The sequence below is a fragment of the Delftia sp. BGA-UO-ETr-SB1 genome (assembly GCF_059567865.1).
The window spans coordinates 1,911,656-1,930,813 of the sequence record NZ_JCAQOW010000004.1 but is presented as its reverse complement, the minus strand read 5'-3'; the positions used below and the strand labels follow the sequence as shown (position 1 = coordinate 1,930,813).

Genomic DNA, 19,158 nt, shown 5'->3' with positions numbered 1-19,158 from the left:
CATCCTCGGTTCAAGAAAAATGCGCCTGGCCGGGCAGGGGCCCGGACAGGTGCACGGACAGTTCAGGCCGCAGCGCGGCCAGCTCACTCAGGCGCGCGGCCACGTCCGGCCTGGCGGGTGCCAGGGCCTGCGACAGGGCCAGCGCCTCGGTTTCGGTGCGGTACTTGCCGGCGGTGCGCGCAGTCCCTGCCGCCTGGGCCAGGCTGTCCTGCACGGCTGCGTGGTCGGCGCCCATGGCCAGCAGGAAGCGGGCCTTCTTCAGGTGCAGCTCGCTGCTGTGCAGCCGCTCGTCCAGTACGTCGGCCAGGCGCAGGCATTCGTCGATCTTGTCCAGGGCCTCGGCCCAGCGCCCGCTGGCCGCCAGCATTTCAGCGACGAAAGAGCGGTAGTAGGTCTGGCAGTAGCGGCAGCCCATGTCCCAGAGCAGCTGCGCCGTGCCGCTGGCGCGCTCAATGCCCTCGGCGCTGGCGCTGCCTGCGCCGTCACCCAGCGCCCAGCAGCGGATGATGTCCGCATAGCCCGAGAACGCGGGCAGGCCGTAGCGGGCCGTGATGTCCAGCAGCTCGCCCGTGGTGGCCAAGGCGCTTTCCTTGTCGCCACGCGCCTGGTGGACCAGGGCCTGGTAGAGCAGGGCCATGCTCAGGGAGGGGATGTGCGAAACCTCGTGCGCCAGGCGCACGGCGTCGTTCGCATCGGCCAGCGCGGCCTGGTCGAAGCCGGCGAACCAGCGCACCAGGGCGCGCCCGCAGGTGGCCCAGACGCGCGTGTCGAAGCCGAACTCGGCCGCATGGTGGGCATGTGCCACGGGGTCGTAGCGGGTGATGGCGTCGGTCAGCGCTTCTTCGGCCTGCTCGAATCGGCCGTCGGAGTAGTGGGCCAGGCCCAGGTAGGTCTGCGCGGCCACCAGCACGCCCGTGTCCTGCTGGCGCACGGCCTGCTCCAGCAGGCGGTGGCTGAGCTGGCGCACTTCCTCGCGGTTGCTGGCCACGTGGTGGTAGGTGATCAGCATCCACAGGTGCTGCACCTGCTTGTAGTCGGCCACCGCGTTGGCGCCGGGGCCGGCCAGCAGCTCCTGCGACAGCGCGATGCTTTCCACCACCTGGGCATGGGCCCAGCCGTGCTTGTTCATCAGCGCCTGGGTCACGTAGCTGTTGACGTCCAGCCGCGCCTCGCGCTGGGCCACGCCCTGGAGCTGGTGCAGCCAGTCGTCGATGTGGCGCGCGTAGGCAATGGTTTCATCGTTGAGCGAGCGCAGCTGCGTGATGCGCAACTGCCGCACCGCAAGCGCCACGGCCTGGGCATGGTCGCCCGCGTCTGCCCAGTGCTGGGCCACGCCTGCGGGTTCTGCTGCAACGCGCTGGGGCTGGTGCTGCATCAGGGCCAGGGCCACGTCGCGGTGCAGCAGCCGGCGCTGCGATGCCAGCATGCATTCGTAGGCCGTGTCGCGGATCAGCGCGTGGCGGAACATGAAGGCGCCGGCGCCCGCACGTTCATCGGCAATGACCAGGCCGGCCTGGCCCAGCTGCGCCAGTTCCTGCTCGACCTCGCCTTGCGGGCGTTCCACGCAGGCGCACAGCAGGCCGAAGTCGAAGTGCCGGCCCATGGTGGCGGCCAGTTGCAGCAGCGGCTTGAGCGGGCCGATGCGGTCAAAGCGGCTGACCAGCGAGTCGCGCAGGGTCAGCGGAATGGCGGCCGGCAGCCCGGCATGGCGAAAATCCCAGACGCCGTCCTGCTCCACCAGGTGGGCGTCCAGCAGCATGCGCGCCATTTCCTGGATGAACAGCGGCACGCCGTCGGTGCGCTCCACCACGTGGCGGATCACGGCGGGGCTGAGCCTGCGCGGCGCCAGCGTCTGGCGGGCCAGCTCGGTGGCCTGTGCGTCTTCCAGGCGCCGCACGTCCACGCACTCGGCTTGCAGGCCTTCGGGCGGCTGCCACTGCGGCCGCGCCGTGAGCACCAGCAGCACGCGCCGCCCGGGCAGGCGCGCTCCCAGTTGCTCCAGCAGTTCGATGCTGGTGGGGTCGGCCCAGTGCACGTCTTCGACGACCAGCAGCAAGGGCTGGGCTTCGGACATGTGCAGCAGCCATTGCGCGGTGGACTGCAGCAGCAGCGCCCTTTGCATGACGGCCGAGATGCGGCTGGGCTCGCAGTCGCCCAGGGGCAGCGAGAGCCAGGCGCACAGAATGGGCAGGGCGGCCTCGGCATCGCAGCCTGCGGCGCGCAGGGCTTCGCGCATCTGCTCGCGGTGGTCCTGCGGGGGATCGGCCGCCTCCAGCCGCTGCCGTATCAGGCCCAGGAAAGGGGTCAGCGCGGTGTTGCGGTGCTCGGGCTGGCATTGCAGCACCACGGTGTTCGCGCCCTGTGTCCTGGCGTGGACGAGCAGCATGTCGGCCAGGCAGGATTTGCCGATGCCCGGCTCGCCGCGAATCCACAGCGCATTGCCCCCGGCTTCGCGGGCCCGCGCCCATGCGTCGTTCAGGCGCTGCAGTTCGGGTTCGCGGCCTATGCACTGCAAGGCCGCATCGGACACAGGCCCTGGCAGTGGCTCGGCCGGCTGCTCCAGCTCCAGGCGATAGGTCTGCATGCCCGTGGGCTGGCCGGGCAGGCGCAGGCTGCCGGCTTTCTCGAAGCGCGCATGGCGGGCCAGCAGGCGATGGCTGCTTTCGCTGGCCAGCAGGGTGCCCGCATCGGCGATGGCCTCCAGCCGCATGGCCACGTTGACGGCATGGCCCGAGGGTGCTTCGCCGCCGACCACCACGGCCATGCCGGTGTGCAGGCCCATGCGGATTCCGAGGTGCAGTCCGTGGACCTGCTCGATGGCGGCCGCGCGGCTGCGGCTGAGCGTCAGCAGCTCCTGCGCCGTCATGCCGGCCTGGCGGGCATCGGTGTCGCTGGTGTGCGGGTAGCCGAAGAGCACCAGCATGCGGTCGCCCAGCGTGCCCGCCAGCATGCCTCCGCGCCGGGTGGCAACGTCGGAGAACAGCGTGAGCTCTTCGCGCTGCAGCAGTTCGATGTCTTCGATGTTCAGCCCCTGCGAGGGCTGGCCTGCGGTGCGTGCCGCGCTGTCCATGCCGTGGATGTCGCTGCCCGGCCACAGGGAGACGCTGCAGCACAGCACGGTGAGCTGGCGCACTTCGGAGAACACGCGTGTGGTGGCCACGGTGCGTGTCAGGTCCGCCTGCTGCACCTGGGCGGCGGCGGGCAACTGGCCCACCAGATCGTCCAGCCGCACGCGCATGAGGTCCCTGAGCAGGGCCGCCGCCGAGTCGCTGCGCTCCGCAGGCCGCTTCTTGAGCGCCTTGCGCAGCAAGGTGGCGATGGGGTGGGTGGAGATGGCCGGCGGCAGCTGCACTTCCTGCGGGCTGAGCTGGCGGTGCACGATCTCGGCCACCGAGGCGCCCTGCACGGCGGGCGTGCCCGTCAGGCATTCGAGGAACATCAGCCCCCAGGCATACAGGTCGGTGCGGGCGCTGGGCGGCTCGCCGCGCAGCTGCTCGGGCGCGCTGTAGGCCGGCGTGCCCAGGCACTCGTCGCCCATGGTGAGCTGCGAGACCTGCGGGCCGGCAAACTGGGGAATGACGGTGCCGATGCCGAAGTCCAGCACCATGGCGTGCCGCACGGCGCCCGTGGAGGTGACCATCACGTTGTCGGGCTTGAGGTCGCGGTGCACGATACCGGCGGCATGCGCGCAGTCCAGCGCATCGAGCACCTCGGCCATGAGGCGGCCGGCCTCGGCCGCCGTCAGCACGCCCTGGCGGCGGATCAGGCTTTTGAGGGTCTCGCCGGGCACATATTCGAAGACGCCGTAGACGCAGTCGCCTTGCTCGCCCTTGTCCAGCAACTGGACGATGTGCGGATGGTGCAGGGACGCGCACAGCATGGTCTCGCGGTGGAAGCGCTCCACCTGGCGGCCGCCTTCCTGCAGCCTGACGACCTTGATGGCCACCGATGCACCCGTGCGCCGGTGGCGCGCGCGGTAGACGGTGCCGTAGCCACCCGATCCCAAGGTTTCCAGCAGTTCGTAATCGGGTATTTCCAGGGGGGCTGGCGCCACCGGGGTCACCGCAGCTTGCGTGGGGTTGGTGATGGCATCGTGCATTTCAGCCTCGGTTGGGGGTCCTCCTGGAGGGTATCCAGTCGTCCATTTGTCATACGGCAGACCGTGCTTTTGATACCGTTCGTTACTATAGCGTACGTCCGAATGCAATTGACTGTTTTTGCCTACGTGCTTGCCTATGGTTGCCGTCGCCGTGGCGTCCGGCGCTCAGTCCAGTTGCAGCAGTGCGCTGACGGCGGTCTGCAGCATGTCCACCAGTTCCGGGTCCATGTAGCGGTACTCGTCAGGGATATCGAGCACATGCACGCGCTTTTGCGCCAGCAGCCGGCCGAAATCGACCTTGAGGCGGGACTGGTGCCTTTCCTCCATCACGAGAATCACGTCGGCCCAGGCCACATCGTCGGCCGACACGCGGTGGCGGGCGCCCGCACTGGTGCCGCCCGAGCGCACCTGCAAGGCAGGGTGCCTGCGCCAGACCTGCTCTGCCGTGGGACTGCGCCACTGGTTGCGGCTGCAGACGAAGAGGACCTTGAGGCGGTTGTCATTGCGGGGCATGTTGGAAAGAGGCGTTGGTCTTTGAATGCAAGTGCGCTCAGGCCCAGCTGGCCGCATTGCGCAGCCGTATGCCGCTGGCATGCAGCGAGCTGTCCCAGACGCCGCGCAGCGGCTGCAGCGAATCGACGATGCGCAGCTCGGTGCCGCATTCCGCTAGCGCTTGCGGCAGATCGACCAGCAGGTCCCGGCGCAGGGGCTGCACGGCCTGCCGGCTCACGTACATGCCGGCGTCCTCCAGGCTTTCAAACGTATCGGCCGGCAGCTCGTACCGGTGTATCCGGGCCGCTTGCAGGCGCGCGGCCCAGGCAGTCTCCACATAGGCCACGGCCAGCGCTCCATCGGGCAGGGCGTTCAGCCATTGGGCCCTGTCTTCGCTGGTGCTGTGCTCGTGCGGCCATATGACGATGCGCGGGCATTCGCGCGGAAACAGGTACAGCCGCTGATGCGTCTGGGCGATGGCCCACACCAGGGGGCCGTTGAGCCACTCCTGCCCCTGGCGGCGGGGTGCCGCCTTCAGGACCGGGCGGGGCTGGAATTGCCGGATATCTCCGTCTTCGCTGAAGTGAAAAAGCTGCATGGCGCGCAGTGTAGGGCGCCGCGGTTTGCAGGTGCTGCGCCATCGCCTATGATGCGCGGCACCTGTGAATAATCACAGCTACTTGCAACCCACGGAAAGGTCCACGCACCATGAACGGTCATTGTCTTTGCGGCGCAGTCAGCTTTGTCTCTCCCCAGGCCCGGGAAATCGGGGCCTGCCACTGTGGATACTGCCGGCGCTGGGGCGGTGGCCCCATGCTCGCGGTGCATTGCGGGCCTGATGTGAAGTTCGAGGGCGGCGAGCACATCGGCACCTATGCCTCCTCCGAATGGGCCGAGCGCGCCTTCTGCAGGCAATGCGGCACGCACCTGTACTACCGGCTGCACGCCACGGGCGAGTACTTTGTGCCGGCCGGCGCCTTCGAGTCGCAGGACTTCGAGCTGGCCACGCAGATCTACATCGACAAGAAGCCCGGCTACTACGACTTCGCCAACCAGACGCCGACCATGACCGAGGCCGAGGTCATCGCCCAGTACGCGCCCCCGCAGGAATGAGGCACAGCCCCATGCCCCTGCACGATGACTCCAGCGGCCTGGCAATGGAGCCTGCCGCACGGCCCGGCGATCCGCTCGACCGGGTCGATACACCCAGCCTGGCGCTGGACCTGACCGTCTTCGACGCCAACCTGCGCACCATGCAGGACTGGGCCGACCGCCACGGCGTGGCGCTGCGCCCGCATGCCAAGGCGCACAAGTGCCCGCAGATCGCGCTGCGCCAGCTGGCGCTGGGCGCGCGCGGCATCTGCTGCCAGAAGGTGAGCGAGGCCGTGCCCTTTGTGGCGGCCGGCGTGCGCGACATCCTGATCAGCAACGAGGTGGTGGGACCCGCCAAGCACGCGCTGCTGGCCCGGCTGGCGCGCACGGCGCGCATGGCCGTGTGCGTGGACAACGCGGCCAACCTGGTGCAGTTGTCCGAGGCCATGTCGCAGGCGGGCGTGGAGATCGACGTGCTGGTAGAGGTGGACGTGGGCCAGGGCCGCTGCGGCGTCACGGGCCCCGAGGCCGTGCTGGCCCTGGCGCGGCAGGCGCATGACCTGCCGGGCGTGAATTTCGCGGGCCTGCAGGCCTACCACGGCGCGGTGCAGCACCGGCGCAGCCGCGAAGAGCGTGCGCAGGTTAGCCGGGAGGCGGCGCGCCAGGCGGCGGAATGCGCGCAACTGCTGCGCGACAACGGCATGGCCTGCCACACCATCACGGGCGGCGGCACGGGCAGCGTGGAGTTCGACGCGGCCAGCGGCGTCTACACCGAACTGCAGCCGGGCTCCTATGCCTTCATGGATGGTGACTACGGCGCCAACGAGTGGGACGGGGCACTGGCCTTTCGCAGCAGCCTGTTCCTGCTGTCCACGGTGATGAGCACGCCCGCGCCGGACCGCGTCATCCTGGACGTGGGCCTGAAGTCCACCTCGGCCGAATGCGGGCCGCCTGCCATGTACGGCACGCCGGGCCTGCGCTGCGTGGCCATCAACGACGAGCACAGCGTGGTGCGCGTGGAGCCGGGCGCCCAGGCGCCGGCGCTGGGCAGCGTGCTGCAGCTGCTGCCCTCGCACGTGGACCCGACATTCAACCTGCACGACGAGCTGGTGGTGCTGCACGACGGCGTGGTGCACGCGCTGTGGCCGATTGCGGCGCGCGGGCTGTCGCGCTGAAGACGGCATGAAAGAAGCCGCCGGCCTTGCGGCGCGGCGGCTTTTTTGCGTCTGCGGCCTGCTGTGGCCTGTGGCTTACAGCTCGATCTTGGCGCGGCGGATCACGTCGCCAAAGCGCTTGTTCTCTTCGACGATGAAGGCCTTGAACTCCTCGGGCGTGGGGAAGTAGTTCTCGTAGCCGAAGGTCTGGAACTTGGGCTGGATGTCGGGCTCGCGCAGGACTTTCATGGTGTCCTGGCGGATCTTCTCGACCACGGCCGGTGGCGTGGACTTGGAGACGGCAAAGGCATTCCAGCCGGTGACCACGGCGTCGGCCGGGCCGCCCGATTCGGCCACGGTGGGCACGTCTTCATAGCCCTTGAGGCGATGGGGTGCCAGCACGGCCAGGAAGCGCAGCTTGCCCGAACGCATCAGCGGGCCGGCCGTGCCCGAGGAGCCCAGCGCAAAGGCCAGCTCGCCCGTGGCCACGCTGGTGTACAGCTGGCTGGTTTCCTTGTAGATGACGTGTTCCATCTTGGTGCCTGTCAGCGACTCCAGCAGGGCCGAGCCCAGGTGCACCGGGTTGCCCACGGACCACGAGCCGTAGTTGAGCTTGCCGGGGCGCGCCTTGGCGTCGGCAATCAGGTCGGCCACGGTCTTGTAGGGGCTGTTGACCGGCACGCAGACGAAGAAGAAGGTGCGAAACAGCGGCAGGACGACCTCGAAGTCCTTGTCGATGTTGTAGGGCAGCTTCTTGAACAGGTGGGGATAGGCGGCCAGGTGGACGTTGTCCAGCTGGATGATGTCCGTGCCGTCGGTGGCGCCGCGCTTGAAGGCCTCGATGGCGATGAAGCCGTTGCCGCCGGGGCGGTTTTCCACGATGACGGGCTGGTTCCACAGGCGCGCCAGCTTGTCGGCCACCAGGCGCGAAGTGCCGTCCGGCCCGCCGCCCACGGGGAACGGATTGATGATGCGCACCTGCTTGGTGGGCCAGTTGGCGGCGGCACCCGACTGGGCACGCGCGGGCGCCAGCGCGCCCAGGGCCAGGGCGCCAAGGGCGAGGCCCGCCTGGCGGCGATTGATGCTGAAGGCGCTGTCTTTCATGGTTTGTCTCCGAGTCGCTGTTGGGCTTGCTGGGTGGCTTGGCCCTATGCCGGGAATGCACGGGCCGCTCTTGTTTTCTACGCTCTCTTGCGGGAGCGGCTGGATCATCCAGTCGCCGCATTGTGTCAGTTCGCTGCAAAGCACCTAGCCATGGCTGCCGCTAGCAGCTATAGCAAAATGGCATAAGTGAGGAGACGATAGAACATGAATTTGCAGCAGATAGAGACCTTTGTGCATGTGGCCGAGACCGGCAGCTTCAGCAAGGCGGCCGTGCTGCTGGAGACGGCCCAGCCCGCACTGAGCCGCCAGGTGCGGGCGCTGGAGACCGAGCTGCGCGAAACCCTGCTGATCCGCACCGGCCGCGGCGTGACGCTGACCGACGCGGGCCGCCGCCTGCTGGAGCACGGCCACGCCATCATGCAACGCGTGGCGCTGGCCAAGGAGGATCTGGGCAGCCAGCGCGACGAGCCCGTGGGCCGCATCGTGGTGGGCCTGCCGCCCAGCCTGGCGCGGCGCCTGACGCTGCCGCTGATCGACCTGTTCAGCAAGGACATGCCCAAGGCCCGCCTGGCCGTGGTCGAGGGCTTTTCCATGAACATTGCCGAATGGCTGACTTCGGGCCGCATGGACCTGGGCCTGGTCTATACGCCCGAGCCGCATCCGCACATCGAGGTCACGCCCGTGCTGGAAGAGCGCCTGTGCCTGATCGGCCCGGCGCGCACCCTGGGCGGGCGCAGCGGCGTGCGCTTTGACGAGCTGTCGCAGTTTCCGTTGATCATGCCGCAGCACGGCCAGATCTTCCGCAAGCTGATGGAAGCGCAGGCCACGCTGTCCCAGGTCAAGCTCAACGTGGTCTGGGAAGTGTCCAGCGTGCCGGCCATCCTGGACCTGGTGCGCGGCGGCTACGGCTACGCCGCGCTGACCGACAGCGCCATGCGCAGCCACCTGACCGATGCCGAGCTGGTGGGCATTCCCATCGAGTCGCCCCATGTGGTGAGCACGCTGTGCCTGGCGCAGTCGGCCAAGAAAAAGGCCACGCCGCTGATCCGCAAGACCTCGCTGGCCCTGCGCGAACTGAGCCAGCAGGTGTGCGCGCCGCTCTGAGCGGTTGCAGCGACGGCGGCAGGCCGCAGGTCAGCAGGCCTCAGAGCAGCGGCCGCAGCTCCCGCGCCGCCTCCTGCAGCAGCGGCAGCAGCTCGGCCGCCATGTCGGCGGGCGCCATGCGCTGGGGCGAGGTCACGATGTTGAGCGCGGCCACCGTGCGGCCCTCCATGTTGCGCAGCGGCACGGCCAGGGCCTGCACGGCCAGCTCATGCTCTTCCAGGGCCAGGCAGAAATCCTGGCGGCGCACTTCGTCCAGCACGCCTTCCAGCGCGGCGCTGTCCGTCACCGTGTGGGCGGTCAGGCGCCGCAGATCGTGCGATGCCAGCCATTGCCTGAGCTCGGCCGCAGGCAGGGCGGCCAGCAGCACGCGGCCCGTGGAGGTGGCATGGGCGGGCAGGCGGCTGCCCAGGTGCAGGCCGTGGGCCATGAGGCGCTGGCCGCGCTCGTGCAGGGCGCTGCGCGCGACGATGACCACCTCGTGGCCATCGCGCACCACGCAGGAAAACGACAACTGGGTCTGCGCCGCCAGCCGGTAGAGCACGGGCTGGACGATGCGCGGCAGCCGCGCCGAGGCCAGGTAGCTGCCCGACAGCCGCAGCACCTTAGGCGCCAGCCAGAAATGGCTGCCGTCCGTCTCCAGATAACCCAGGTGCGTCAATGTCAGCAGATGGCGGCGCGCGGCCGTGCGCGTGATGCCAGAGCGCTCGGCCGCCATGGTGGCGTTCAGGCGCTGGCGCTCGGTGTCGAAGCTCTCCAGCACGGCCAGGCCCTTAGCCAGGCCGGCGATGAAGTCATCCGGGTCGATGGGAAAGGGCTGGTTCATGGGCGGGGAGGGCGGGGAGGGCGGGCATGCAGGTAGTGCGCGATTGTCGCGCAGATTGCGCGATCACCGCGCAACGCGTGCTGCAGCCCCTCGTCTTTGCGCTGCCTCAAAACTAATCTTGGGCGCAGGCCATGGCATGAACCGGCCATGACATCGAACAACGCAACGGAGACAAATCAATGCGTACCCAAGTCGCCATCATCGGTGCAGGCCCTGCCGGCCTGCTTCTCGGCCAGCTGCTGTACCGCGCGGGCATAGACAACGTCATCATCGAGCAGCGCAGCGCCGACTACGTGCTGGGCCGCATCCGTGCCGGCGTGCTCGAACAGGTCACCGTGGACCTGCTGGAGCAGGCCGGTGCCGACGCCCGCATGCGCGCAGAAGGCCTGCCGCACGACGGCATCGAGCTGCTGTTCGGCGGCCAGCGCCACCGCATTGACCTGCATGGCCTGACCGGCGGCAAGCGCGTCATGGTCTACGGCCAGACCGAGGTCACGCGCGACCTGATGGAAGTGCGCGCCGCCGAGGGTCTGACCACGGTCTACGAGGCCGCCAACGTGCAGCCCGTGGGCTTCGATGGCGACAGCCCCGTCGTGCGCTACGAAAAGGACGGCCAGGTCCATGAGCTGCAATGCGACTTCATCGCCGGCTGCGACGGCTTTCACGGCATCTGCCGCGCCAGCGTGCCCCAGGACAAGGTGCGCACCTTCGAGAAGGTCTACCCCTTCGGCTGGCTGGGCCTGCTGTCGGACACGCCGCCCGTCTCGCACGAACTGATCTACGCCCAGACCGAGCGCGGCTTCGCACTGTGCAGCCAACGCAGCGCCACGCGCAGCCGCTACTACCTGCAGGTGCCGCTGACCGAAAAGGTCGAGGACTGGAGCGACGAGGCCTTCTGGAACGAACTGCGCCTGCGCCTGGATCCCGAGGCCCGCGAGCGCCTGGTGACCGGCCCCTCGCTGGAAAAGAGCATTGCCCCGCTGCGCAGCTTCGTGACCGAGCCCATGCGCTTCGGCCGGCTGTTCCTGGCCGGCGACGCGGCCCACATCGTGCCGCCCACGGGCGCCAAGGGCCTGAACCTGGCCGCCTCGGACGTGGGCTACCTGTCCAGCGCCTTCGCGCAGTACTACCGCGACAAGGCGCCCGAAGGCATCGACGGCTACTCCGAGCAATGCCTGCGCCGCGTCTGGAAGGCCGAGCGTTTTTCGTGGTGGATGACCTCGCTCATGCACCGCTTCCCCGATGCGGGCGGCTTCGACACCAAGGTGCAGGAGGCGGAACTGGACTACATCGTCAACTCCCGTGCAGGCTCGACCTCGCTGGCGGAGAACTATGTGGGGCTGCCGCTGGTGTGATTCAGCAACGTTGGGTTGCTCAGAACTTTGCTATATGGTGAACGGTTCGGAAGCTAGCGAGAGTAGTCGGAAGCATCTGCCTCGCATAGCTCGAATTTTGAACGCACAGCCTATGTCAGGACGGAATAACACTTGCTGCAAGTGTTATTCCCGAATTACACAGGATTTGTTATTCCATGGTTCCATATGAAACGTCTTCGCGATCACCCCATTCTTTGCAAGCCTGTTTGCCAAAAATAGTAACGGATTTATCCTGCATCTGTGCGGCTAGAAGCATGACGTAGATGGATTTGCCTTGCGCCGTTCCCAGGTTGATTGCCCATTGATTATTATTGCCGCAGGCAGGTGAGCCTGTTTTTATTCCCGCGGTGAAAAATAGGTAATTATCCGCGTTCACGATCAAGGTAGTTACCTTGCCGGAGGATGTTCCAGCTGTTGCTGCAACGGCCTGGGTTATAAAGAAAATAGCGGCGAGGGTCTTTTTCATTTTATTCCTTTGTATTGATTGGGTTTTGCAGGCTGCATTTAATCCAGCAACAGCATGAATAGCGGAGCTATAAGTTTTTTTGTTTCATTGCCAATTTGGTAGCTGACAATTAAGCTTGTGCCCATATAGCTATAAAAACCATGAATCATGATATGGTAATTTCCTGGCGAAGGTGATGGAAAATTGCATTGTTCATTGTTTCCACTAACCCAAGGGCGGCAGTCCCAAGTATCCAAAGTTGGCTGTTGTGCATATCTGACATAAAGATCCAAATCGCCGGAGCCACCACGTGTTTCAATTCGCAAATTCTTGGCGCCGGGTGGAATTGAAGCCGAATAGTACGCAGTCGAGTTTTGTGCGCCTGAGAGATTGGAGATTGTGATTGGAGTTACATATTTCAAAGAACCAGTGGCAGCCGGGTCAAAGGTTGCAGTAATAGTGACGCTGCTATCGGCCGTAATGGCGCAGATGCCGGTACCAGAGCAGTTTCCGCCACTCCATCCGGAAAAAATGCTGCCAGATGCAGGAGATGCCGTGAAATTCAATATGGTGCCCCTGGGAACCGTGAAGGTGCACACGGCCTGATTGCAGGATTGTATATTGCTGGATATGGATCCCTGTCCTTGGCCCGCTTTCGCCAAGGTGATTTGCACATTCGTTTCCACGAATTTGGCAGCTACGCTAACAGTACTATTCATCATGACAATGCAAGTACCCGGTTGGCCAGTGCAAAACTGTGTCCATCCTGCGAAAGCGTATCCGGTATTGGGTGTCGCTGTGAGGGAGACATATGAGCCATGGGGGAAGCTTGCTGCGCAAGAACTGCCGCAATCTATCCCTGCTGGAGAGCTTGTAATTCTTCCCCCTCCCAATGTCTGTACGTCCAGGACATGGTATTGGGTGCTGCCACCCGTGATGCCGAGAGCGGCAGCCAGGTTGATGCGTGGCTTGATGATACCGTTGCGGGGGTCAGCCACAGGTGTTCCTGTGTTTTTGAATGTGTTCAGTATTTCTGTGACAGTCGCACTGGGATTTTTCTGCTTCAGGATGGCCCAGCCGCCCGCAACATGGGGTGCTGCCATCGAAGTTCCATCACGGAATCCATAGGTATTGTCGAGAAGGGATGAATATACTTGAGAGCCGGGAGCCAACAGGCTGAGGAAATGGGCTGAATTGGAGTAGCAAGCGACAGAGTCTAATGCTGATGTTCCAAGGTAATTTCCTTCGCAGTTGTTGCCGGAGCCTGATCTGGCCCAGCTGGCTCCAACGCTGACTGCTGTTGAGATGCAGGCAGGTGCAGACACTCCTCCTGGATAACCGTTGTTCCCTGAGGCAACCACTGTGGCAATGCCCGCACTGGCTAATTGATCGATGATGGCCTTGACGCTGGATTGCTGGGAATCGCAGAACCCGGTGTAGTATCCTCCCCCTAGACTTACATTGACGGAGGCAATTTTGTAAATGCCTCTAAGGCTATATACGCGTTCGAGGGCTTTGATTTGATCTGCGCTGTGCGATGCGGTGCAAGGAGCAGATTTTCCTAGTCCGGCGCAAACGGAAAAATCATTGATTCTGGAGAAAACCTGTATTGCAATGATCTTTGCATCCTTCGCGACTCCAGAGAAACCACTGGTTCCAGAACCTGCAACAATGCCTGCAACATGGGTTCCGTGATCGCAGCCTTCCAAGCTGCAAGGCAGGGCAGAGTCGATGGCCGTTGACTGCGTAACCCCTCCCGGACACAGCGATTGTACGGAGCTGCCAGAGGTCGAAGAGTAACAGGCCTCGGAAACGACTTTGCCTTGAAGAAAGGGATGGCTTTTGAGAACGCCTGAATCCAGAACCGCCACGGTCTGGCCGGCGCCGCTATATCCGGATGCCCAAGCGGTATTTCCACCAATGTGGGGGACGCTGCTATACACGCTAGGGATGGCGAGCTGGTCCCGTTCAATGCTGATGACTTCGGGGGAGTTGGCCAGATCGGCCAATTCACCGGGAGTCACGGTCAGACCCATGAAGGGAATGGTCTCGAAACGGCTCACGGCGTCAGGCGTTGCCGCCAGCGAGGGAAGGCGTTGCAGCATCGACGATTGCATCAGAGCAATTTCGTCACGCTGTTGAGCCACCGCTGAGGCTGACAGCCAAGCTTCTCGAGAAAACGGTACACGCAAGCCCACGATAACCTTTACGTGGCCTGCTTGTGCTGCAGTTTCTTGGAGCCCGCTCAGAGTGGCTATCGTCGATTCATCATTACGTTGAGCAACGGGAGTGTCAGCCTGCGATGCAAGCAGTACGCGTTCCTGGGCACTGGCAGCCAGCGAGAGTGTCAAGGCCAGGCTAAAGACGGAAAAGATCCTGGCGCTGATGACGGCGAATGTTTTTCCCTTGGGATTTCTGTTGGCTGCTGTGTTCACAATGCCCTTTCTTGAGGACGGAGAAGGTGCTGAAGATTTTACGGTCCGCTACTTATCCCGATTGTAGGTGACAAAATGTTTCTTGCGATGGGCTTGTGGCTTCGCTGTCTGGTTCGACAATGGCTGCGAACGGTGACCTCGAAGCCAGCCAGGTGTGCAAGACGTCATCCAATCTTTGCGGTGCAGCTGCTGCCTTTAATCTGCCTGCGTTAGGTATATCCGGTTGATGTATTGCAGCGATTGATGGGAAAAAGAAGGTGGCCTTCGATCTTAGGATGGGTGCGATCCGGTGCCCATAGCTCTGTGTAAAATTGCGCTGTAGATCGCCGCGCGGGCCGCGCACCAAGAGTAAGCTTGCCGGCCATGGCGCACATCACGTTTCCCCCTCCCTATATCGCCCCCCAGAATGCAGCGCAGTCGCTGCGCGACGCAGGCTATGCGGTGCTGCGCCCCGATGAGTTCGCGGCCTGGGCAGGCGTGTCATTGACCGAGCTGCATGCGCTCGATGCCGACTGGGCCCAGCTGCCGCCCGATGCCTTTCTGAAGGACGGCGGGCGCTACCGGCGCCGCCGCCATTCCTGCTTCATCGCGGGGCACAACCAGCTGCAGCAGGTGGAGCACCGCGCGCACTGGCAGCCGGTGGAATACAACGCCCTGCATGGCGGCATGCTGCGCATGTTCGATCCCATGCGCGACGCCACGGCGCAAAGCGCCACCTGGAGCCGGCTGCTGCTGGCGCTGGCGGGCCTGTCCGACCAGGTGTTCTGTGCCCAGGGCAACGATGTGCAGCACGAGCGCTGGTTCATCGAGTCCCACCAGTTCCGCATCGACACCACGGACGGCATTGGCCGGCCCACGCCCGAAGGCGCGCACCGCGACGGCGTGGATCTGGTGGCCGTGATCCTGGTCGGGCGCGAGGGCGTGAAGGGCGGCGAGACACGCATCTTCGAGGCCACGGGCCCCAGCGGCCAGCGCTTCACGCTGACCGAGCCCTGGTCGGTGATGCTGCTGGACGATGCCCGCATGATCCACGAGACCACGCCCATCCAGCCCGAGCAGCCGGGCGGCGTGCGCGATACCCTGGTGCTGACCTATCGCCGCCAGGGTTTCCAGGGCTCGGAGCTGACGCGTCGCCGCAAGGATTGATGCAGCTCAAGACGCTGGCGCATGATGGGCGCACACTTTGGTTCATCGACCCGGCCGCCTCCGATTGTTGACGGCGGCCAAGCACAAAGGAGAAAACGCATGTTCAAGCACATCCTGGTTCCCGTGGACGGCTCCAACAGCTCGATGCTGGCGGTTCACAAGGGCGTGGAGCTGGCCAAGGCCTTTGGCAGCACGCTGACGGCGGTCTACGTGGTGGACCCCTATCCGTTCACGGGCGTGGGCGCCGACTTCGCCTACGGCCAGTCGCAGTACCTGAGCGCGGCCACGGCCGAGGCCAACACCACGCTGGACGCCGTCAAGAAGATCACCGACGAGGCCGGCATCACCGCCACCACCGTGGTGGGCGAAGGCCATGCGGTGCACGAAGGCATCGTGCGCGTGCTCGAGAGCACGGGCGCCGACCTGATCATCATGGGCTCGCAAGGCCGCCGTGGCCTGGAAAAGCTGATGCTGGGCAGCGTGACCCAGCGCGTGCTGGGCGCCGTGCGCGTGCCGGTGCTGGTGGTGCGCGAGTAATCACCGGGCCGCTCGGCCCTTCGCCGGGTGAAACGTCAACGGCTCCCTCGGGAGCCGTTTTTGTTGGTGCGCTGCAAGGGGAGAGGGCGATCAGCGATTGAGCAGCCGTGCCAGCCAGCCTTTTTTCTTGCGCTGCAGTTCCAGCTCCTGCAGCACTTCGTTCTTGAGCCTTTCCTTCTCGGCGGCAGGACTGGACTCGCGCGCCATGCGCAGATAGGCCTTGGCCGAGTCCACGTAGCCGGTGTCTTCGTTGCGGATGTGGTTGAACAGCCAGCGCGAGAGCATGCCGTGCAGCTCGGCGGCCACGTCCTCGCCCGCATCGAAGCGGGTCTGCATCTCGATCACGCGGCGCGTGAACAGCTCGTGTACCTTCTTGTGCGGGCCGGCGAACATGTAGCCGGCGCTCTCGATCAGGCTTTCCTCGAACACGAAGTGCGAGACGGTGTAGTCGATCATCTCGCCGATGACATCGCCCAGGGCCTCACGGTCGGGCGACGAGCGCAGCTCGTAGAGCTTGTTAATGTAATCGACGATGCGGCGGTGCTGCCGGTCGATTTCTGCAATCCCGGTGTCCAGCTCGGGGACCCAGACCAGCAATGCCATGACGTTCTCCAGGAATTCGGTACTTTCATGCAGAGTATTGACCGCCTGCACTTTTCGTTTCTTGACCCAGATCATTGTCTTGTTGAGAGCGTCAATCTGGGGAGAGGTCGGTGAATTGGAGCGAAGGTGCCCTTTGGTGCCAGAAATTGCTGTGGTCATCAGCGTCCGAACGGAGTTATGCTTGGCAGTTTGTGTCCGCGGCCTTGGGGTAGCGGCAGCATTGACTTCTGAAGTGTTTGAGCTTGGGGGAGCTTCAATGCAATGAAAATAATGTAGGGAGAACCCTGGGATGCAACCCAAAAATAACGTCCAAACAATTGATTGGATCCAGGCCTTGCGGGGCGTGGCAGCCGTGCTTGTAGTGCTCACGCATGCCAGAGTGGTGTTCAGCCAAGGTGCTGGTCAAGAGATTGCGTGGAAGTTCTTGGTACACGGGGCTGTAGGGGTTGACCTGTTTTTCATCATCAGTGGGTTCATCATGGTTCTCACTACTCAGAACTGTGATGGATCAGCCAGATACTGTACGGATTTCGTCATTAAGAGATTCTCCCGCATCTGGCCTTTGCTTTTTGTCGTTAGCGTTATTTATTTCTTCATCGCATGGAGACATGCTGGTGATATTTCAAAACCCTACGTCCAGGCATTGCTGAGTCAATTGATCTTCAAGCCTGTCAGTCCCAGTGCCGCCAACTTCTATTCCATGCCTGTGGATTTGGCGTGGACACTTTGTTTTGAGGCATTTTTTTATTTTGTGATTGCCATTTCTCTTTGTTTTGGAAAGTATCGCTGGTGGGTGGCGCTGACTATTTTATCCATGGGGTTGGTGATTTATCCTGCTGTGAATCAGGGGTTTAATTTTAATTTTTATACACAACCGATAATTGAGTGGAATCATTATCTGAATCTGGCAATTCATCCGGTCGTCTGGGACTTCGTTTATGGATTGATTGCAGGGAAACTCTATATTTCCTTGAGAAGAGGGCCGCCGGTGCCCGTGGCAATTTTTCTTCTGTTGCTGGCGCTGCTGGCTTTCATCTCAATACCCTACACCCATCAGGCTGGAATGTACGGCCCCACCATTGCTGGCGGTGGGATGACAATGTTCTTTGCTTTTGTGATGATTTTGCTTGCCAGTAAGAGCATCAAGATACCTGTGGCGGCATGGATGATATGGCTCGGAACGATTTCCTACTCTCTGTATCTCACGCACAGGATAGGGTTTATTTTTGCAAAAGAAATTTCCAGATGGCTGCAGTACACAGGTATGGATGAAATTGCGCGCGAGTGGGTTACTTTTTCTATTTATGTGTTCTTCGGCGTTTTGGCGGGGGCTTTGTTCCACAAATTTGCTGAAGTTCCCTTGTCGGACTTCATCCGGCGAAGATTGAAAAATTTGGTGTCGCTGTTTTTCAATCGGAAAAGAAATGCTGGACTTGAAGAGAAAGTATTGGCTGGAAAGACAGGAGCTTGAGACCAAGGGATGCGGAGGAAGCATCCCATTGTAATTATTCCGATATAGGGGAATTTACTTGAGATGGTTTTTGGGCAGAGGATGCCTGAAGTTGGCTGTGCCAATATCGTCAGTCAATGTTGCTCATTGACCCGGACTGGACCGGCCAATGCATTGGATGGCGCGCATGGCGCGCCATCTCTTTTCACTCGATCTTGGCGCCCGAGGACTCGACGATCTGCTTGGACTGCTTGAAGTCGGCCTGGAACATCTTGTCGAAGTCGGCCACGCTCATGGACTGGGGTTCGGCGCCTTGGGTCTGGATGGCGTCGCGCACTTCGGGCATGGCCAGCAGCTTGTTCACTTCGGCGTTGACCTTGGTCACGACGGCCGTGGGCGTGCCCTTGGGCATGAACAGGCCGTACCAGGTGCTCACGTCAAAGCCCTTGAGGCCCGCTTCGGCCAGCGTGGGCGTATCGGGCAGCGAGGACGAGCGCTTGGCCGATGTGACGGCGATGGCGCGCAGCTTGCCGGCCTTGATCTGGCCGATGGCCGAGGGCACGGAGGACACCAGCAGGTCCACGTTGCCGGCAAGCGCATCCATCAATGCCGGGTTGGATCCCTTGTAGGGCACGTGCACCAGCTGGATGCCTGCCGCCTTCTCCAGCAGCACGCCCGAGATGTGGATGCTGGTGCCATTGCCCGGCGAGCCGTAGGTCACCTTGCCCGGGTGCTGCTTGGCAGCGGCCACGATGTCGGCCAGGGTCTTGTAGGGCGAGTTCACGCTGGTGGCGATCACGATGGGCGTGTAGGCCACGTGGGCCACGGGCACCAGGTCCTTGACCGGGTTCCAGGGCAGGTTCTTGTAGAGGTAGGGGCCCAGGACCACGTTGTCCTTCTGGCCCATGACCATGTCGTAGCCCGTGGGCGCTGCCTTGGCGGCCTCGGTGATGCCGATGGTGCCGCCTGCGCCCGCGCGGTTGTCGGGCACCACGGTCCACTTGCTGACTTCGGTGAGCTTGTTGGACACCACGCGCGCGAGGATGTCGGTGCCGCCGCCGGGCGGGAAGGGCACGATCATGCGCACGGGCTTGTTCGGATAGTCGGCAGCCGCACCTTGGGCGGCTGCGGAAAAGCTCAGGCCCATGGCGGCGGCCACGGCGGTGCAGGTGATCAGTTGGCGGAACATGAAAGAAGAAACTCCAGGGTCTGATGGGGCGGTGCAACCCTCTCGCAGCGGACCGGCAGTGCCGGGCCGCCCATGCGGTGGGTTGTCGATGATCGGGGAGGGTGGTTCC

At 63.6% G+C, this 19,158-nt stretch carries 16 protein-coding genes; 7 read left to right on the top strand and 9 right to left on the bottom strand.

Annotation, left to right across the window (positions count from 1 at the left end; genetic code table 11):
* Positions 1-10 precede the first annotated feature (10 nt).
* From AC57B5_RS09475 to AC57B5_RS09465, 3 genes are all read right to left on the bottom strand, one after another.
* Positions 11-4,099 (bottom strand): TOMM system kinase/cyclase fusion protein, encoded by a 4,089-nt coding sequence (locus tag AC57B5_RS09475; RefSeq protein ID WP_496399351.1) that lies wholly within the window; start codon positions 4,097-4,099, stop codon positions 11-13.
* 165 nt (positions 4,100-4,264) lie between these two features.
* Positions 4,265-4,612 (bottom strand): low molecular weight protein tyrosine phosphatase family protein, encoded by a 348-nt coding sequence (locus tag AC57B5_RS09470; RefSeq protein WP_013801908.1) that lies wholly within the window; start codon positions 4,610-4,612, stop codon positions 4,265-4,267.
* A 37-nt stretch (positions 4,613-4,649) separates the two neighbouring features.
* Positions 4,650-5,189 (bottom strand): DUF6886 family protein, encoded by a 540-nt coding sequence (locus tag AC57B5_RS09465; RefSeq protein ID WP_043825556.1) that lies wholly within the window; start codon positions 5,187-5,189, stop codon positions 4,650-4,652.
* A gap of 110 nt (positions 5,190-5,299) precedes the next feature.
* Here AC57B5_RS09465 and AC57B5_RS09460 point away from each other — a divergent pair, with 110 nt between their 5' ends.
* Together AC57B5_RS09460 and AC57B5_RS09455 are read left to right on the top strand one after the other, a co-directional pair.
* The gene (locus AC57B5_RS09460) at positions 5,300-5,704 is read left to right on the top strand and encodes a GFA family protein (RefSeq protein WP_013801910.1); all 405 of its coding nucleotides are present in this window, start codon (positions 5,300-5,302) and stop codon (positions 5,702-5,704) included.
* An 11-nt stretch (positions 5,705-5,715) separates the two neighbouring features.
* Positions 5,716-6,858: a DSD1 family PLP-dependent enzyme gene (locus tag AC57B5_RS09455; RefSeq protein ID WP_496399350.1), complete on the top strand. Its 1,143-nt coding sequence runs from the start codon at positions 5,716-5,718 to the stop codon at positions 6,856-6,858.
* A 75-nt stretch (positions 6,859-6,933) separates the two neighbouring features.
* Here the strand turns inward: AC57B5_RS09455 and AC57B5_RS09450 are convergent, their stop codons facing one another.
* On the bottom strand, positions 6,934-7,941 hold the full coding sequence (locus AC57B5_RS09450) for a Bug family tripartite tricarboxylate transporter substrate binding protein (protein WP_013801912.1): 1,008 nt from the start codon (positions 7,939-7,941) through the stop codon (positions 6,934-6,936).
* Between the two features lie 204 nt (positions 7,942-8,145).
* On the opposite strand from AC57B5_RS09450, the gene AC57B5_RS09445 reads away from it, so the two are divergent.
* A complete protein-coding gene (locus AC57B5_RS09445) occupies positions 8,146-9,045 on the top strand; it encodes a LysR family transcriptional regulator (protein ID WP_013801913.1) in 900 nt (299 codons plus the stop codon).
* 40 nt (positions 9,046-9,085) lie between these two features.
* Here the strand turns inward: AC57B5_RS09445 and AC57B5_RS09440 are convergent, their stop codons facing one another.
* Complete coding sequence (locus tag AC57B5_RS09440; RefSeq protein WP_012206162.1) at positions 9,086-9,868, bottom strand: IclR family transcriptional regulator domain-containing protein; 783 nt, start codon at positions 9,866-9,868, stop codon at positions 9,086-9,088.
* A 179-nt stretch (positions 9,869-10,047) separates the two neighbouring features.
* Here AC57B5_RS09440 and pobA point away from each other — a divergent pair, with 179 nt between their 5' ends.
* Positions 10,048-11,223, top strand: a complete 1,176-nt coding sequence (gene pobA, locus AC57B5_RS09435) for a 4-hydroxybenzoate 3-monooxygenase (protein WP_016446365.1) — start codon at positions 10,048-10,050, stop codon at positions 11,221-11,223.
* Between the two features lie 169 nt (positions 11,224-11,392).
* On the opposite strand, the gene AC57B5_RS09430 is transcribed toward pobA, so the two are convergent.
* The gene (locus AC57B5_RS09430) at positions 11,393-11,710 is read right to left on the bottom strand and encodes a hypothetical protein (RefSeq protein ID WP_192366633.1); all 318 of its coding nucleotides are present in this window, start codon (positions 11,708-11,710) and stop codon (positions 11,393-11,395) included.
* Positions 11,711-11,748: 38 nt separating this feature from the next.
* The gene (locus AC57B5_RS09425; protein ID WP_192366634.1) at positions 11,749-14,124 is read right to left on the bottom strand and encodes a S8 family serine peptidase; all 2,376 of its coding nucleotides are present in this window, start codon (positions 14,122-14,124) and stop codon (positions 11,749-11,751) included.
* Positions 14,125-14,487: 363 nt separating this feature from the next.
* Between AC57B5_RS09425 and AC57B5_RS09420 the strand changes: the two genes are divergently transcribed.
* Both AC57B5_RS09420 and AC57B5_RS09415 read left to right on the top strand, forming a co-directional pair.
* Positions 14,488-15,270, top strand: a complete 783-nt coding sequence (locus tag AC57B5_RS09420; RefSeq protein ID WP_096916640.1) for a 2OG-Fe dioxygenase family protein — start codon at positions 14,488-14,490, stop codon at positions 15,268-15,270.
* Between the two features lie 99 nt (positions 15,271-15,369).
* Positions 15,370-15,807, top strand: coding sequence for a universal stress protein (locus AC57B5_RS09415; protein WP_012206159.1), 438 nt, complete (start codon positions 15,370-15,372; stop codon positions 15,805-15,807).
* Between the two features lie 90 nt (positions 15,808-15,897).
* Here AC57B5_RS09415 and AC57B5_RS09410 read toward each other — a convergent pair whose 3' ends face one another.
* The gene (locus AC57B5_RS09410; protein WP_016451486.1) at positions 15,898-16,410 is read right to left on the bottom strand and encodes a bacteriohemerythrin; all 513 of its coding nucleotides are present in this window, start codon (positions 16,408-16,410) and stop codon (positions 15,898-15,900) included.
* Between the two features lie 289 nt (positions 16,411-16,699).
* Between AC57B5_RS09410 and AC57B5_RS09405 the strand changes: the two genes are divergently transcribed.
* Positions 16,700-17,881: an acyltransferase family protein gene (locus AC57B5_RS09405; protein ID WP_496399349.1), complete on the top strand. Its 1,182-nt coding sequence runs from the start codon at positions 16,700-16,702 to the stop codon at positions 17,879-17,881.
* 184 nt (positions 17,882-18,065) lie between these two features.
* Here AC57B5_RS09405 and AC57B5_RS09400 read toward each other — a convergent pair whose 3' ends face one another.
* Positions 18,066-19,049 (bottom strand): Bug family tripartite tricarboxylate transporter substrate binding protein, encoded by a 984-nt coding sequence (locus AC57B5_RS09400; protein WP_099750693.1) that lies wholly within the window; start codon positions 19,047-19,049, stop codon positions 18,066-18,068.
* Positions 19,050-19,158: the final 109 nt, after the last annotated feature.